13 protein-coding genes are annotated in these 16,155 nt (G+C 64.8%); 9 read left to right on the plus strand and 4 right to left on the minus strand.

The window, feature by feature from the left end; translation table 11 throughout:
- Positions 1 to 64: 64 nt before the first annotated feature.
- From ligB to SJI00_RS15635, 3 genes are all read right to left on the minus strand, one after another.
- Positions 65 to 1,801, minus strand: coding sequence for an NAD-dependent DNA ligase LigB (ligB, locus tag SJI00_RS15625; RefSeq protein WP_322462602.1), 1,737 nt, complete (start codon positions 1,799 to 1,801; stop codon positions 65 to 67).
- A 144-nt stretch (positions 1,802 to 1,945) separates the two neighbouring features.
- Complete coding sequence (gene metK / locus SJI00_RS15630; protein WP_322462603.1) at positions 1,946 to 3,136, minus strand: methionine adenosyltransferase; 1,191 nt, start codon at positions 3,134 to 3,136, stop codon at positions 1,946 to 1,948.
- Entirely contained in the window at positions 3,133 to 4,149 is a 1,017-nt protein-coding gene (locus SJI00_RS15635) for an ArsR/SmtB family transcription factor (protein ID WP_322462604.1), read from the minus strand. Before SJI00_RS15635 ends, metK begins: the two co-directional genes overlap by 4 nt.
- Positions 4,150 to 4,430: 281 nt before the next feature.
- On the opposite strand from SJI00_RS15635, the gene tkt reads away from it, so the two are divergent.
- The 9 genes from tkt to SJI00_RS15680 all read left to right on the plus strand — a co-directional run bounded on the left by tkt (position 4,431) and on the right by SJI00_RS15680 (position 13,864).
- Positions 4,431 to 6,428, plus strand: a complete 1,998-nt coding sequence (tkt, locus tag SJI00_RS15640) for a transketolase (RefSeq protein WP_322462605.1) — start codon at positions 4,431 to 4,433, stop codon at positions 6,426 to 6,428.
- 225 nt (positions 6,429 to 6,653) lie between these two features.
- Positions 6,654 to 7,715: an erythrose-4-phosphate dehydrogenase gene (epd, locus tag SJI00_RS15645; RefSeq protein ID WP_322462606.1), complete on the plus strand. Its 1,062-nt coding sequence runs from the start codon at positions 6,654 to 6,656 to the stop codon at positions 7,713 to 7,715.
- Positions 7,716 to 7,727: 12 nt separating this feature from the next.
- Positions 7,728 to 8,891: a phosphoglycerate kinase gene (locus SJI00_RS15650; RefSeq protein WP_322462607.1), complete on the plus strand. Its 1,164-nt coding sequence runs from the start codon at positions 7,728 to 7,730 to the stop codon at positions 8,889 to 8,891.
- Positions 8,891 to 9,142: a hypothetical protein gene (locus SJI00_RS15655; RefSeq protein ID WP_322462647.1), complete on the plus strand. Its 252-nt coding sequence runs from the start codon at positions 8,891 to 8,893 to the stop codon at positions 9,140 to 9,142. The genes SJI00_RS15650 and SJI00_RS15655 overlap by 1 nt, the downstream gene beginning before the upstream one ends.
- A gap of 46 nt (positions 9,143 to 9,188) precedes the next feature.
- Positions 9,189 to 9,515, plus strand: coding sequence for an MliC family protein (locus SJI00_RS15660; RefSeq protein WP_322462608.1), 327 nt, complete (start codon positions 9,189 to 9,191; stop codon positions 9,513 to 9,515).
- Between the two features lie 105 nt (positions 9,516 to 9,620).
- Positions 9,621 to 10,685, plus strand: a complete 1,065-nt coding sequence (gene fba / locus SJI00_RS15665) for a class II fructose-bisphosphate aldolase (RefSeq protein WP_312936221.1) — start codon at positions 9,621 to 9,623, stop codon at positions 10,683 to 10,685.
- Between the two features lie 208 nt (positions 10,686 to 10,893).
- A complete protein-coding gene (locus tag SJI00_RS15670; RefSeq protein WP_416221051.1) occupies positions 10,894 to 13,014 on the plus strand; it encodes a putative bifunctional diguanylate cyclase/phosphodiesterase in 2,121 nt (706 codons plus the stop codon).
- 39 nt (positions 13,015 to 13,053) lie between these two features.
- Positions 13,054 to 13,554: a M48 metallopeptidase family protein gene (locus SJI00_RS15675; protein WP_322462610.1), complete on the plus strand. Its 501-nt coding sequence runs from the start codon at positions 13,054 to 13,056 to the stop codon at positions 13,552 to 13,554.
- A gap of 13 nt (positions 13,555 to 13,567) precedes the next feature.
- The gene (locus SJI00_RS15680; RefSeq protein WP_322462611.1) at positions 13,568 to 13,864 is read left to right on the plus strand and encodes a winged helix-turn-helix domain-containing protein; all 297 of its coding nucleotides are present in this window, start codon (positions 13,568 to 13,570) and stop codon (positions 13,862 to 13,864) included.
- Here the strand turns inward: SJI00_RS15680 and yccS are convergent.
- Positions 13,855 to 16,053 (minus strand): YccS family putative transporter, encoded by a 2,199-nt coding sequence (yccS, locus tag SJI00_RS15685; RefSeq protein ID WP_322462612.1) that lies wholly within the window; start codon positions 16,051 to 16,053, stop codon positions 13,855 to 13,857. The genes SJI00_RS15680 and yccS overlap by 10 nt on opposite strands.
- Positions 16,054 to 16,155 lie beyond the last annotated feature (102 nt).

A 16,155-nucleotide genomic window follows, 5' to 3' on the forward strand; every position in this document is an offset into this window, starting at 1 on the left:
CTTGGTTTTCAGGTTTGGGAAAGCTTTGATAGCGGTTTAACCCATTAATCAGACTTTTCTCACATTAGAATTTCCCATCCGCTCTTGCATCGTCGGGTAACGGAGGTGGCGGGAAACCATCGACGCGCAGTTGCCCCAACTGCTCGGCCAGCGCCTGCACCGTGGGGTGTTCAAAGAAAGCGTGCAGTTGTTGCGCCCTGTGCGCGCCGACTCCGCTGAACCCTTGCCACTGTTCGAGCGGGCGGTGGCGCACGCTGGACCAGTCCGGACCCATCGCCAGTGCTTTGACCGGCGGTGCGCCCAAGGCGCGTAGCCATTGTGTGAAGGGTCGTGAGCGCGCGGCCTGGAAGCTGCGCAGCAACTGTTCAGCCCGTGCTTGGCCGATGCCTGGCACCTGGCGCAGCCGCGCGGCATCCAGGGCGAGCCAGTCGACCAGCCCCGTCACAGCGCCTGCCTCGAGCAGTTGCCGCCACGTACCGCTGCCCAGGCCTGGCAAGGCCAGGCCCTGCTTGCCGCTGAGCCAGGTGAGCCGAGCCACGAACTGCGCCTCGCACCCTTCGTCGGGTTGCCAGCAACTGAACGGGTGATAGGCCGCAGGGTCTGGACTCGTCAGCGGCTGACGAATGCTGGCGCGGTGAATCACCTGCTCGAAGCGCGCGATGGTCAGGCCCGCCAGGCTGATCTGCACCTGATCGCCCGGGCGCACGTCCAGGGCTTGCCAGCGTGCCAGCGAGCCAAGGCTGACGCGCGTGATACGCCGGTCATCGAGCTGCACCGGCTGCAGGTGCAACATCGGCGTGATGCGCCCGCTGCGGCCGACGTTGAAGCGCACCTCGCGCACCTCGGCCAGCACCTGGCTGAACGGGTACTTCCAGGCTGCGAGCCAGTACGGCGCTTGCGCCCGCCAGCGCGTGGCGGGTGGACGGTGATCCTGGCGCAGCACCACGCCATCAGTGGCGAACGGCAGTGGCGAGCGGTACCAGTGCTGACGCCAGTGCCCGGCCTGCTCGGGGGTGTCTATGGCGACACTGAAGCGTTGGGTGTCGGTAAAGCCCAGCGCGGCCAGCCGGGCATAACGCGCCTGCTGGGTAGCAGGCCCTTTGGGCCAGTCCCAGACGAACAGCCGGATTTGCGCGCCCTGAACATCGTTCATCTGCTTGCGCCCCAGCAGCCCGGCAACCGTGCCGCGGGCATTGACGCTGCCGCGCCTGGCCTGCACATGGTGGTCGAGGTGCAGGTACAGCTCGGCGTGCAGCACCAGGTCAAGCGGCTCTGGCAGGGTCTGCAGGACCTGGCTCAGCACCGGCAGGTGGCGGCTCCAGTCATGCCCGGCCGTGCCGTTGCCGCGGCTGATCACCTGTCGCAACTGGCCGGCGCGGTACACCAGCGTCGCTGCGACGCCATCGACCTTGGGCTGTAGCCACACGGCCCGCTTGCCGTGCAGCCAACGGCGCACGTGGGCCTGGTCGGTGAGCTTGATCAGCCCGGTGTGCGCAATCGGGTGCAACAACGGGCCACCCGCTGTCGCCAGAGGATCGGCCGCCCCGCGCACGGCGAAGCATGCCTGCAGCCTGTGCAGGCGAGAGCGGCTCTGATCGTAGACCTCGTCGGCGACCAGACCGATGCCCAGGCGGTGGTAGTGGTCGTCCCAACGGGCGAGGGTCGTACGCAGAACATCGATTTCGGTGCTGGCCTGCGCGGCTGGCCAGTCTGGGCAGGCCGAGGGCTCGGCATGGATCTGGCCGTGAACCAGCGCGCAGCAGGCGCACAGCACCCCTGCGATGAATTGTCTGAACGGCATGGCCGGCTTCCTTGCGGCGATGGGAAAGCGGCCAAGCCTAGTCAGCCCCTGCGGCTACGCGAGCCTGAGGTTGTCAGTGCATATGTCATGAAAAAGCCCCTGCCGATTGCTCGGCAGGGGCTTTGATGAACGCCTGTGGGCCGTTTACAGGCCGGCAGCGGTGCGCAGCTGTTCAGCGCGGTCGGTGCGCTCCCAGGTGAAGGTGGTGAAGGTGTCGTCACCCACGGTCTTCTGTTGCGGGGTGCGGCCGAAGTGGCCGTACGCCGCGGTCTCCTGGTACATCGGGTGCAGCAGGTCGAGCATGGTGGTGATGGCGTAGGGGCGCAGGTCGAAGCACTCGCGCACCAACTGCACGATGCGCGTGTCGGAGATCTTGCCGGTACCGAAGGTGTTGACCGCAATCGAGGTCGGCTGCGCGACGCCGATGGCGTACGACACCTGGATCTCGCAGCGCTCGGCCAGGCCCGCCGCCACGATGTTCTTGGCCACGTAGCGACCGGCATAGGCAGCGGAACGGTCGACCTTGGACGGGTCCTTGCCCGAGAACGCGCCACCACCGTGACGGGCCATGCCGCCGTAGGAGTCGACAATGATCTTGCGCCCGGTCAGGCCGCAGTCACCCACCGGGCCACCGATGATGAAGTTGCCGGTGGGGTTGATGTGGAACTGGGTGTCCTTGTGCAGCAGTTCGGCCGGCAGGGTCTGCTTGACGATCAGCTCCATGACGCCGTCGCGCAGGTCTTTGTACGACACATCCGGGTTGTGCTGGGTCGACAGCACCACCGCATCGATCCCGACCACCTTGCCGCCTTCGTAACGGCAGGTGACCTGGGATTTTGCATCCGGGCGCAGCCAGGGCAGCAGGCCGGACTTGCGCGCTTCGGCCTGGCGCTCGACCAGACGGTGCGAGAAGCAGATCGGCGCCGGCATCAGCACGTCGGTTTCGTTGCTGGCGTAACCGAACATCAGACCCTGGTCGCCTGCGCCCTGATCTTCGGGCTTGGAGCGGTCGACGCCTTGGGCGATGTCCACCGACTGCTTGCCGATGATGTTCATCACAGCGCACGTGGCGCCGTCGAAACCGACGTCGGAGCTGTTGTAGCCGATGTCGATGATGACCTTGCGCACCAGGTCTTCGAGGTCAACCCAGGCCGAAGTGGTCACTTCGCCGGCAATGATCGCCACGCCGGTCTTGACCAGGGTTTCGCAGGCCACGCGGGCGTACTTGTCCTGGGTGATGATGGCATCGAGGATCGCATCGGAAATCTGGTCGGCGATCTTGTCCGGATGCCCTTCGGACACGGACTCGGACGTGAAAAGGGAGTATTCGCTCATCTCGAAGGGTTCCTAACGGTATCGGTGAAAGGGGTAAGAGGGGCCCGCTGGAAGTGCCGGACCTGAATCTGGAAGCCGTTGCGCAAGCCCACATAAAGGCTTTCGCCGGGGGTCAGCCCGGCCTCGCTGGCCCAACGGGCCAGGTCGTGCTGGTCAAAGCCCAGCCACAGGTCGCCGCAGGCATCCCGGGCCCAGCGCTGATCATGGCTGCACAGCTCGGTGACCAGCAGGCTGCCGCCGTGGTTCACCCGTTGGGCCAGCTGGCGCAGGGCCAGCGCCGGGTCGCTGAAATGGTGCAGAACCATGTTCAGCACCACGCAGTCGGCCTGGGCCTGGGACGCGTCAAGGGCGTCGGCCAGTTGCAGGGTGACGTTGCCCAGGTGCTCGCGCAGGCACACCTGACGCGCCAGTTCGAGCATGGTCGGGCTGTTGTCCAGCGCCGTGACCTGGGCAAAGCGCCGGGCCAGATCGGGCAGGAAGCCGCCGTCGCCGGGGCCGACTTCCAAGGCCGTGGCCTGAGCTGCAAAGCTGAGTTTGTCGAGCAGCGCCAGCAGGCTTTCGCGGTATTGCGGCAAGCCGGCGATGAGGTCTTGCTGGGCACGAAACTTCTCTTCCACGCGCAGGAAGAAATCCTGACTGGTCACGGCGCGGCGCTGTTGCACCTGCACGATGCGCTGCTGGATAGCGCTGGCCAGGGGCAACTGATCGACTTCTTCGAGCAGCGCGGCATGCACGCGCCCGCCCAGGCGCAGGCCATCGGGCAAGGCACGGCGATAGAAGATGGCGTTGCCCTCGCGGCGCGTGGCCACCAGGCCGGCCTGGGACAATACCTTCAGATGGTGGCTGATGCCGGACTGGCCAATGTCGAAGATCTGCGCCAGTTCCAGCACCCCGAAGGAATCGCTGGCCAGCACCCGCAGCACGTTCAGGCGCAGCACATCGCCGCTGGCCTTGCACAGGGCGGCCAGGTCGTCGGTCGATTGCACGGGGAACGATTGCACGGGTAGGTTCATGGGTGGGCAGTCTAGTCAGGGCGGGCAAGGCTCGCAATAGCAATATCAAAAAGTTTTGATATTGGCGGCTGGCCAGGCGGGTAAGGGCTGAGCGTGGCGCCCTGCGCGCTAAAAAGGCGCGCTCGCTCTGCCGCCGGCCGCCGGGAATGCACGGGCGGCAGGCATAAACCCAGGGAATTTTTCCCCTACTGACCATCCGTCATTGCCCCGGGCACCACCACTAGGCGAAAATGTCCGACTCTTTCCGTGTTACCTCTTTTCCAGCCTTCAGGAGACCAGCGATGCCTAGCCGTCGTGATCGTGCCAATGCCATCCGCGCCCTCAGCATGGATGCCGTGCAAAAGGCCAACAGCGGCCACCCCGGTGCCCCGATGGGCATGGCGGATATCGCCGAAGTGCTGTGGCGTGATTTCCTCAAGCACAACCCGAGCAACCCCAAGTTCGCCGACCGCGACCGCTTCGTGCTGTCCAACGGCCACGGCTCGATGCTCATCTATTCGCTGCTGCACCTGACCGGCTACGACCTCAGCATCGATGACCTCAAGGGCTTCCGTCAGTTGCACAGCCGCACCCCGGGCCACCCCGAGTACGGCTACACCCCCGGCGTGGAAACCACCACCGGCCCGCTGGGCCAGGGCCTGGCCAATGGCGTGGGCTTCGCGCTGGCCGAAAAAGTCATGGCTGCGCAGTTCAACCGTGAAGGCCACGACGTGGTCGACCACCACACCTATGTGTTCATGGGTGATGGCTGCATGATGGAAGGCATTTCCCACGAAGCGGCTTCGCTTGCCGGCACCCTGGGCCTGAACAAGCTGATCGCCTTCTACGACGACAACGGCATCTCCATCGATGGCGAAGTGCACGGCTGGTTCACCGACAACACCCCGGCGCGCTTCGAGGCCTACAACTGGCAGGTGATCCGCAACGTCAACGGCCACGATGCCGACGAGATCAAGACCGCCATCGAGACCGCGCGCAAGAGCGACAAGCCGACCCTGATCTGCTGCAAGACCATCATCGGCTTCGGCTCGCCAGGCAAGCAGGGCAAGGAATCGTCCCACGGCGCCCCGCTGGGCGACGACGAAATCATCCTGTCGCGCAGCGGCCTGAACTGGAGCTACGGCGACTTCGAAATCCCCGCCGACATCTATGCCGAATGGGATGCCAAGGACGCTGGCGCCAAGGCCGAAGCCGAGTGGAACCAGCGCTTCGACGCCTACGCTCAGGCGTTCCCGGAACTGGCTGCCGAGTTCAAGCGCCGCTCCAGCGGTGAGCTGCCAGCCGATTTCGCCGCCAAGGCTCAGGCCTACGTGGAAGAAGTAGCGGCCAAAGGCGAGACCATCGCCAGCCGCAAGGCCAGTCAGAACACCCTCAACGCCTTTGGCCCGCTGCTGCCGGAACTGCTTGGCGGTTCGGCCGACCTCGCCGCCTCCAACCTGACCTTGTGGAAAGGCTGCAAGGGCGTCGAAGCGGGTGATGCCAGCGGCAACTACGTGTTCTATGGCGTGCGCGAGTTCGGCATGACCGCGATCATGAACGGCCTGGCCCTGCACGGCGGCCTGGTGCCGTACGGCGCGACCTTCCTGATGTTCATGGAATACGCCCGCAACGCAGTGCGCATGTCGGCACTGATGAAGCTGCGCGCCATCCACGTCTACACCCACGACTCCATCGGTTTGGGCGAAGACGGCCCGACGCACCAGCCGATCGAGCAACTGACCAGTCTGCGCACCACGCCGAACCTGAACACCTGGCGCCCGGCCGATGCGGTCGAGTCTGCGGTGTGCTGGAAAGAGGCGCTGCTGCGTAACGATGGTCCGTCGGCACTGATCTTCTCGCGCCAGAACCTGCAGCATCAGGACCGCAGCGCCGCGCAGATCGCCGAGATCAGCCGTGGTGGTTATATCCTGCGCGACTGCGCCGGTGAACCTGAGCTGATCCTCATCGCCACCGGTTCCGAAGTGGGCCTGGCGGTCGAGGCGTACACCCAGCTGAGCGAGCAGGGCCGCAAGGTCCGCGTGGTATCGATGCCGTGCACCAGCGTGTTCGACGCCCAGGATGCGGCCTACAAGCAGTCGGTACTGCCGGTTGAAGTGGGTGCGCGGATCGCCATCGAAGCAGCGCATGCCGACTACTGGTACAAGTACGTGGGCCTGGACGGCCGCGTGATCGGCATGACCACCTACGGTGAGTCGGCGCCGGCCGGTGCGTTGTTCGAGGAGTTCGGGTTCACCTTGGAGAACGTGCTGAGCACGGCTGAAGAGCTGCTGGAAGATTGAGGCGTTGGCCTGATGCGAAGGGCAGAGGCTTTTGCCGTCATGGCCCTGCCTGAGCATTGGGCCATCCCTGCTGAATGAGGCTTGCAGTAGCGGTCCGGCGTAGCCGGCCTGATTCAAGCGACGCCGCAACAGCAGGTGGATAGCCATTGCAGTCTGTGGGCGGCCCCCGGCCGCCCCCTCTGTCCAACCACCGCTTCACAACATTCTTTGCCCTACGAGCCCCGAATGCCCCACTCGCGTCCCTACAAAGTTGCACTCAACGGTTATGGCCGCATTGGCCGCTGTGTCCTGCGCGCCTTGGTCGAACGTGGAGCGAGGGCGGGTTTCGAGATCGTTGCTCTGAATGACCTGGCCGATCAGGCCAGCATCGAATACCTGACGCGCTTCGATTCCACCCACGGGCGATTCCCCGGCGAGGTGAAGGTCGAAGGCGACTGCCTGCATATCAACGGTGACTGCGTAAGAGTCTTGCGCAGTGCCACCCCCGAAGGCATCGACTGGGCAGCGCTGGGCATCGACCTGGTGCTTGAGTGCTCCGGTGCCTACACCTCGCGTGCCGACGGCCAGCGCTTTCTCGATGCCGGCGCGCCGCGGGTGCTGTTCTCCCAGCCCATGGCCAGCGAAGCCGACGTGGACGCCACGGTGGTCTACGGCATCAACCAGAATTGCCTGAGCGGCGCCGAGCGGCTGGTGTCCAACGCCTCGTGCACCACCAACTGTGGCGTACCGCTGCTGCGCGTGCTCGACCAGGCGTTTGGCATCGAATACGTACAGATCACCACTATCCACTCGGCCATGAATGACCAGCCGGTGATCGATGCCTATCACCATGAGGACCTGCGCCGCACGCGCTCGGCGTTTCAGTCGGTGATCCCAGTGTCCACGGGCCTGGCCCGGGGCATCGAACGGCTGCTTCCGGAACTTGCCGGGCGAATCCAGGCCAAAGCGGTACGTGTGCCCACGGTGAATGTCTCGTGCCTGGACATCACCTTGCAGACCGCGCGCGACACCACGGCCGCCGAGGTCAATCGGGTGTTGCGCGAGGCCGCCTTGAGTGGCCCGCTGCACGGCCTGTTGGCCTACACCGAACTGCCGCACGCCAGTTGCGATTTCAACCATGATCCGCATTCGGCCATCGTCGATGCCAGCCAGACCCGCGTCTCAGGCCCACGCCTGGTGAACCTGCTGGCCTGGTTCGACAACGAATGGGGGTTTGCCAACCGTATGCTCGACGTTGCCGACCATTACCTGCACGTCGTCCACCAAACCTGCACCCCACAGCCCTGAAGGACCGCATTGATGACCGTGTTGAAGATGACCGACCTCGACCTGCAAGGTAAGCGCGTACTGATTCGCGAAGACCTCAACGTCCCGGTGAAAGACGGCGTGGTGGCAAGCGACGCGCGTATCCAGGCCGCGCTGCCGACCATCAAGCTGGCGCTGGAAAAAGGCGCGGCGCTGATGGTCTGCTCGCACCTGGGCCGGCCGACCGAAGGCGAGTTCTCGGCCGAGAACAGCCTGCAGCCGGTGGCCGACTACCTGAGCAAGGCCCTGGGCCGCGACGTACCGCTGATCAAGGACTATCTGGGCGGCGTCGAGGTCAAGGCCGGCGACCTGGTCCTGTTTGAAAACGTGCGCTTCAACAAGGGCGAGAAAAAGAACGCCGACGAGCTGGCGCAACAGTATGCGGCGCTGTGCGACGTGTTCGTCATGGATGCCTTCGGTACTGCCCACCGCGCCGAAGGCTCGACGCACGGGGTTGCCAAATTCGCCAAGGTCGCGGCGGCAGGCCCGCTGCTGGCCGCCGAGCTGGAGGCCCTGGGCAAAGCTCTGAAAGCCCCGGCTCAGCCGATGGCGGCCATCGTTGCCGGCTCCAAAGTGTCGACCAAGCTCGACGTGCTGAACAGCCTGAGCCAGGTGTGCGAGCTGCTGATCGTCGGTGGCGGCATCGCCAATACCTTCCTCGCTGCCGCTGGCCACCCGGTTGGCAAGTCGCTGCACGAGCCTGACCTGGTCGAGACCGCCAAGGCCATCGCCGCCAAGGTCAACGTGCCATTGCCGGTCGATGTGGTGGTGGCCAAGGAGTTCGCCGAAAGCGCCGAAGCCACCGTCAAGGCCATCGCCGACGTCGCCGCCGACGACATGATCCTGGACATCGGCCCACAGACCGCTGCCCACTTCGCCGAGCTGCTGAAAACCTCGAAAACCATTCTGTGGAACGGCCCGGTCGGCGTGTTCGAGTTCGATCAGTTCGGCAATGGCACCAAAGTTTTGGCCCAGGCCATCGCTGCCAGCACTGCGTTTTCCATCGCTGGCGGTGGCGACACCCTGGCGGCCATCGACAAGTACGGCGTCAGCAGCGATATTTCCTACATTTCTACGGGCGGTGGCGCCTTCCTCGAATTCGTCGAGGGCAAGGTGCTGCCGGCCGTTGCCATCCTGGAAGAGCGGGCCAAGGCCTGATAACGCTGGCGCCTGGCAAAGGGAGCGACCCGATGGTCAAGCAATTGCCCGTGATGCTCATGGCAGGTCTGCTCGGCGCGTGCGCCAGCAGCCCGGCCCCCGACGTCGACTCGCCGCAAGCGCCCAAGGGCGGTTGCTACCAGTCGCAATGGCAGGCCGAGACGGTTCCGGTGATCAGCAAGCGCCTGGGCCAGGAAGGTCTGGAGAAGTACGACGACGAGCATCAACGCAAGGCGCCGGGGTGCCCGTGAGGGGCCCAGGCCGCCAGGCACGGATTCGACGAGCCGGGAGAGGTTTATGAAAGCATTGATGGCCGCCGTGGCCTTCACGGCCCTGGCCGGTTGTTCGTTGCTGCAACCGTCCACGCCTGAAGGGGCGGCGGACAACTGGACGCGCTGGGTCTGCGACAGCCAGACCGAAGTGCTCTGGCGCTTCACCGACAGCTCGCGCAAGGCTGTCGATGTGCGTCTGGGCAGCCGTGCCTACCGGCTGCTGTCCGAGCCGAGCGGTTCCGGCACACTGTACAGCGATGGCGTGCTGGCCCTGCACACCAAAGGCGATGAAGGCCTGGTGTACTGGGTGGCAACCAACTATCTGATTGGGCGGGGCTGCAAGGCACCGTGAATGGCCGGGCTGCCCTACCGAGCGCGGCCCACATAACATGAACAGCAACCGCCCCAGCGGCAGGCTTGCACGACACTACGACGCTTGTCGGGAGAGAGAGACACCATGGCACTTATCAGCATGCGCCAGATGCTGGACCACGCCGCCGAATTCGGCTACGGCGTTCCAGCTTTCAACGTCAACAACCTTGAGCAGATGCGCGCCATCATGGAAGCGGCCGACAAGACCGACTCCCCGGTCATCGTCCAGGCCTCGGCCGGTGCGCGCAAATACGCCGGCGCTCCGTTCCTGCGCCACCTGATCCTGGCAGCGATCGAAGAATTCCCGCACATCCCGGTGTGCATGCACCAGGACCACGGCACCAGCCCTGACGTCTGCCAGCGCTCGATTCAGCTGGGCTTCAGCTCGGTGATGATGGATGGCTCGCTCAAGGCCGACGGCAAGACCCCTGCCGACTACGACTACAACGTGCGCGTCACCCAGCAAACCGTCGCCTTCGCTCACGCCTGCGGCGTGTCGGTCGAGGGTGAGCTGGGTTGCCTGGGCAGCCTGGAAACCGGTCAGGCCGGTGAAGAAGACGGCATCGGTGCCGAAGGCACCCTGGACCACAGCCAGATGCTGACCGATCCGGAAGAAGCCGCCGACTTCGTCAAGCAGACCCAGGTCGACGCCTTGGCCATCGCCATCGGCACCAGCCACGGCGCTTACAAGTTCACCAAGCCGCCGACCGGTGACATCCTCGCCATCGACCGCATCAAGGAAATCCACAAGCGCATCCCCAACACCCACCTGGTGATGCACGGCTCTTCCTCGGTGCCGCAAGAGTGGCTGGCGATCATCAACCAGTACGGCGGTGACATCAAGGAAACCTACGGCGTGCCGGTCGAAGAGATCGTCGAAGGCATCAAGTACGGCGTGCGCAAGGTCAATATCGACACCGACCTGCGCCTGGCCTCCACCGGTGCCATGCGTCGCCACATGGCGGTGAACCCAAGCGAGTTCGACCCGCGCAAGTTCTTCGGTGAAACCGTGAAGGCCATGCGTGACGTGTGCATCGCCCGTTACGAAGCCTTCGGCACCGCCGGCAACGCCTCGAAGATCAAGCCGATCACCCTCGAAGCGATGTTCCAGCGTTATGCCAACGGCGAGCTGGCTGCCAAGGTCAACTAAGCTGGCCGCATCACCAGAAACCCGCAGCGATGCGGGTTTTTTTATGCCCGGGCTTTGCCCCGCAAAGCCGCGCCATAGACCGTTAGTCGCCTGCTCGGTCCAGCGCTGGCTTAATGCTATCGGGCATGTTGCGTCCCGCCTGCCGCTGGCTAGAGTTGTAAGCGCAAGCCCGGCGCATGTTGTAGCGGGTCATAACAAGAGAAGCAGCATGGATTGCGCGCAAACACACTGTCCGGACGGCATGCCCGTCCTCTTGGTCGTTGACGATTACCCGGAAAACCTCATCAGCATGCGTGCCCTGCTGGCCCGCGAAGACTGGCAGGTCCTGACCGCCAGCTCTGGGGTAGAAGCGCTGGAGACCTTGCTCAGCGAAGAGGTCGACCTGGTCATCCTCGATGTGCAGATGCCGGACATGGATGGCTTCGAGGTGGCCCGCCTGATGCGTGGCAGCCAGCGCACGCGCCTGACCCCGATCATCTTCCTCACCGCCAATGAACAGTCCAGCGCTGCGGTGCTCAAGGGCTACCAGAGCGGCGCGCTCGATTACCTGTTCAAGCCGTTCGACCCGCAAGTGCTCAAGCCCAAGGTGCAAGCCTTGCTCGAACAGCAGCGCGACCGACGCCTGTTGCAGCAGCTGGCCCGCGAACTGGAGCAGGCCAAGGCGTTCAACGCCTCGATTCTCTGCCACGCCGCCGAGGGCATCCTGGTGGTGGAGCAGACCGGCACCATCAGTTTCGCCAACCCTGCCATCGCCGCTTTGCTGCAGCGGCCCGTGGAGACGTTGCAAGGCGCGCAGGTGCTCGACCTCATCCAGCTGCCCGGCAACGGCGCCTGGTACGACTGCGATCTGTACCAGGCCTACCGCAACCGGCAGACCCTCCGGGTGCCTGAGGCTCATGTGCGGACCTCATCCGAGCATCTGCTGCCGGTTGCGCTGTCGTGCGCGCCGCTGCCGCAGGAGCAAGTGGCCATGGTCGTGACGGTGCTGGACATGTCGATGGTGCGCCACCTGCATGAGCAGCTGGAGCAACAGGCGGTGACCGACCCGCTGACCGGGCTGCTCAATCGCCGCGGCTTCTACCAGTGTGCAGAGCGCACACTGCTGCGCCTGGAGCGTCAGGCAAACGCTCAGGCCTTGCTGTACATGGACCTGGACGGCTTCAAGCGGATCAACGATGCGGTCGGCCATGACGCAGGCGATACCGTGCTGCGCTGGGTTGCGCAGCAACTGCGCGAGTGCCTGGGCGGCCATGTGCTGCTGGCCCGCATGGGCGGTGACGAGTTCACCGCGTTGCTCGAAGACTTGCCGTACCCCGAACAGGCCGGTCGCTTTGCCGAACAGCTCATCGAGCGGATGTCGAGCTTTCAGCAGGTCGAAGGCGTGGAGGTGAACCTTGGCATCAGCATCGGCATCGCCACCTACCCCGACTGCGCGGCGCAGGTCGACAGTCTGGTCCAGGCCGCAGACCAGGCGATGTATGCCGCCAAGCGCGCAGGTCGCCAGCAGTACCGCTTCTACGACAGCGAGCTGAACGGCCGCGCGCGCTCGCGCATGTTGCTCGAAGACAGCGTGCGCACGGCCATCGACCAGCAGGACTTCAGCCTGGTCTATCAGCCCCAGGTGGCCTTCGCCGATGGCCGGCTGCGCGGCTTCGAGGCTTTGCTGCGCTGGCAGCATCCCAGCGTCGGCGATGTGCCGCCGGGGCTGTTCATCCCGTTGCTCGAGGAGGTCCGGTTGATCAACCGGTTGTCCAGCTGGATCTACCGCAAGGGCGCTGCGCAGCGACGCGCGTGGCAGCAGCGGTTTGACCCTTCGCTGGTGCTGGGCATCAGCCTGTGCCGCACGCAGTTCTTCACGCCGGGGCTGGCGCACGCGCTGCTGCAGGTGCGCCAAGAGCACGGGCTGCTGCCGGCGCAGCTCGAAGTGGAGGTGGCCGAGAAATCGCTGATGTACAACCTCGATGAAGCCATCAGGCAGGTACAGTGCCTGCGTGAGCAGGGCATGCGTGTGGCCCTGGATGATTTCGGGGCGGGCGATTGCTCGCTGCGCATGCTGCGCGAGCTGCCGGTCGATACCCTCAAGCTCGATCGCCACGTGATCGCCCGCTTGCCGTCCTCGGTGATCGACTGCACCTGGGTGCGCGGGGTCATCGAGCTGTGCGCGCAGCTGGGCGTCACGGTCATCGCCGAGGGCGTCGAGACCCTGGCCCAGGCCCTGTGGCTGCGTGACAACGGTTGCGCCTACGTGCAGGGGTTTCTGGTGGCGCGCCCCTTGACCGTGGGCGATGCCAGCGACTTTCCGACATTCGCGCCCTGCCCATGGCAATGATTGGCTAGAATCGGCGACCCCTTTCGTTGAATGTTCGCCATGACCGTACTGCGCTATCTGCAAGCCTACCCTCAGCACCTGCAGGACCAGATCCGCCAGTTGATTGCCAGCGACCGTCTGGGGGCCTACCTGCAGCAGCGCTATACCGAGCAGCATGCGGTGCAGAGCGACAAGGCACTGTATGCCTATGCCCAGGACATCAAGCAGCAGTACCTGCGCACGGCGCCGCCGCTGGACAAGGTGCTGTTCGACAATCGCCTGGACCTCACTCACCGCGCCCTGGGCTTGAACACGGCGGTGTCGCGGGTACAGGGCGGCAATCTCAAGGCGAAGAAGGAAATCCGCATCGCCTCGCTGTTCAAGACGGCCGCGCCGCAATTTCTGCGCATGATCGTGGTCCACGAGCTGGCGCACCTGAAAGAGCGTGACCATAGCAAGGCGTTCTATCAGCTCTGCGAACACATGGAGCCGAGCTACCACCAACTGGAATTCGACCTGCGCGTGTACCTGACCTATCGGGAACTGCCGGGCAGCGTTTAAAGGAACGAGCAGCATGCAGGTCAGCAAAACCAAAAGCAGTTTCTACCGCCGCCTGTACGTGGCCTGGTTGATCGACAGCCAGGCCGCCGCCACGGTGCCGGCGCTGGTCGATGCCACCGGCATGCCGCGGCGCACCGCGCAAGACACCATCGCCGCCCTGGCCGACCTGGACATCGTCTGTGAGTTCGAGCAGGCGCCGGGCGCGCGCAACCACGCCGGGCAGTACCGCATTCGCGACTGGGGCGCCATCGACCGGCAGTGGATCGCGGCGCATCTGCCGGCTCTGCGCGAGGTGCTGGGTTACCCCTGAGCGGTGTCGGCGGGGCCGACCTGCTTGATCAGGTGGCCGGCCAGGGTGCGCAACGGGCCCAGTTGCCGGCAGATCAGCGCCAGTTGCGTCTGCACCAGGCGCTGATGTTCGTCGAGCTCTTCGGGCATCTGCTCCAGCGCTGCGGCCAGGGCCTCTTCGGCGTCGCTCTGGATGGCCACCGCCGTGCGCGCCTCAAGGCCGCTGGCGATTTCGTCCAGGCTGTTGGCCAGGGCCTGCCCCGCACCGTCGATCAGTTGCTCGTGCACCTCTGCCGGCAGGGCGGTTTCGCGGTGCGCGCCGAGGCCTGACAGGTAGCTGAGCAAGGTGTGCGAGAGCACCAGGAAGCGGAAACCGACATCGGCCTCCTTACGGAAATGCCCCGGCTCCATGAGCATGTTGGCCAAGGTGGTCGACAACGCCGCATCGGCGTTGTGTGCGTTGCGCCGGGCCAGGCGGTAGGCGAGGTCATCGCGCTTGCCATGGGCGTACTGCTGCATGATCTGACGCAGGTAGGCACTGGCGCAGGTGAGGGTGGTGGCCAGCACCTTGTTCAGACGTCGGCCCTGCCAGTCCGGCAGGAACAGGAACACCGCCAGAATCGCGATCAAGCTGCCCACCAAGGTATCGAACAGCCGCGGCAGGAACAGGCCGTAGCCATCACCGATCTGGTTGAAGCAGAACAGCACCATCAGCGTGATGGCGGCGGTGGCGAGGGTGTAGCGGCTGGTACGGTTGACGAAGAACACCACGCCCGCAACCACCGCGAACAGCGATTGCACGATGGGGTTGGGGAACAGATCGAACAGCGCCCAGCCGGCGGTCAGGCCGATGGCCGTGCCGAAGATCCGTTGCACCAGCTTGCGCCGGGTAGCGCCGTAGTTGGGCTGGCAGACGAACAACGTGGTGAGGATGATCCAGTAGCCTTGGCTGGGGTGGATCAGGTGCACCATGCCGTAGCCGATCGACAGCGCCAGAGGCAGACGCAGGGCGTGGCGGAATAGCAGCGACGTAGGCGTGAGCTGGGTGCGCAGGCGTTTCCAGACATCCTTGAAGGTGCGCGGCGAGCGGTCCAGCAGGCTGCTGTCGCTGGCATCGGCCAGGGTTTCTGGATTGCTCGCGGCGGCCAGCAGCCGTTCCAGCGTGCCCAGGTTGGCCGCCAGCGCCCGCAGGGAACGCAACAGGCCGCGCCAGGCGGGATTGTTCTGCGCGCGCAGGTAGTCGAGCGAGGCGTGCAGGTCTTCGAGCGTTTCGGCGAACTGCGTGTCGTACTCGAACGGCTGACGCAGACGAATCGAGTGCGCCAGCCGCTGGCAGGCCGAGCCTTGCTGGCGCAGCAGGCGCTGGCAGCGGAACATCACATCGCTGTGGAAGAAGGCGTCGGCCAGGGCGTTGTAGGGGTAGTGCGACGCGCTGACCCGCTCGTGAATGTCCTGGGCGAGGAAATACAGTTTCAGGTAACGGCTGACTTTTGAGTTGGGCTGGGTATTGCCGACCCGGTGCAGGATGATTTCCTTGGCCACGTTGAGCGCCGCCACCACCTTGCCATTTTGCTGCGCCAGCTCCAGGCGCCGGGCTTCGAGGTCCACGTGGCGGACTGGCTCGAACAGTGCGGCCTTGAGCTTCAGGTAACGCCCCAGCTCGAAGAACAGCTTGGCCAGGCTCTGCTGCACCGGCTGGTTGGAGAACAGCAACTGCCACAGCACCGACAGCAATCCGTACCATGCCGCGCCGGCCACCAGCAGCAGTGGCTCGTGCCAGAAGTCCGTGAGTTGCCCGCCGCGCTGGTCCACCGCGATCATGGTGTACACCGCCAGGATCAGCGTGGCCGAAGCGATGGCGCCATAGCGTTCGCCCAAGGCGCCGAGCATGGTCAAGGCGAAGGTGGCCACGGCCAAGGCCACGGCGAATAGCCACGGGTAGGGGAACAGCAGTTCCACCGACAATGCGGCAATGGCAAAACACACCAGGGTGACCGACAGTGCACTGAGCCGGCCGCGCCACCCGTCGTCGGTTTCGGCCAGGGCGCTGGCGATGATGCCAAGAAACAGCGGGATCAACAGGCTCATTTCGTTCTGGTACCAGCACCAGGCCATGCTCCCGGTGAGCGCGACGGTCACCCGGATGCTGTAGCTGAACTTGTCTTGGCCCCACAGGCGACGCAGTGAATGGCGCAACGAACTCGATGACATGAAAGGACCTGGGCCGTGATCGGAAACGTGTCGTCCAGCAAGAACCGTTCCCGGCGGCTGGACGGGGGCTACTTTACCTGAAGTAGACCGTTTCCACGGCTG

Origin of the sequence: Pseudomonas gebzensis, from assembly GCF_034427815.1 — a bacterium.
In the GTDB taxonomy this organism is placed as follows: domain Bacteria; phylum Pseudomonadota; class Gammaproteobacteria; order Pseudomonadales; family Pseudomonadaceae; genus Aquipseudomonas.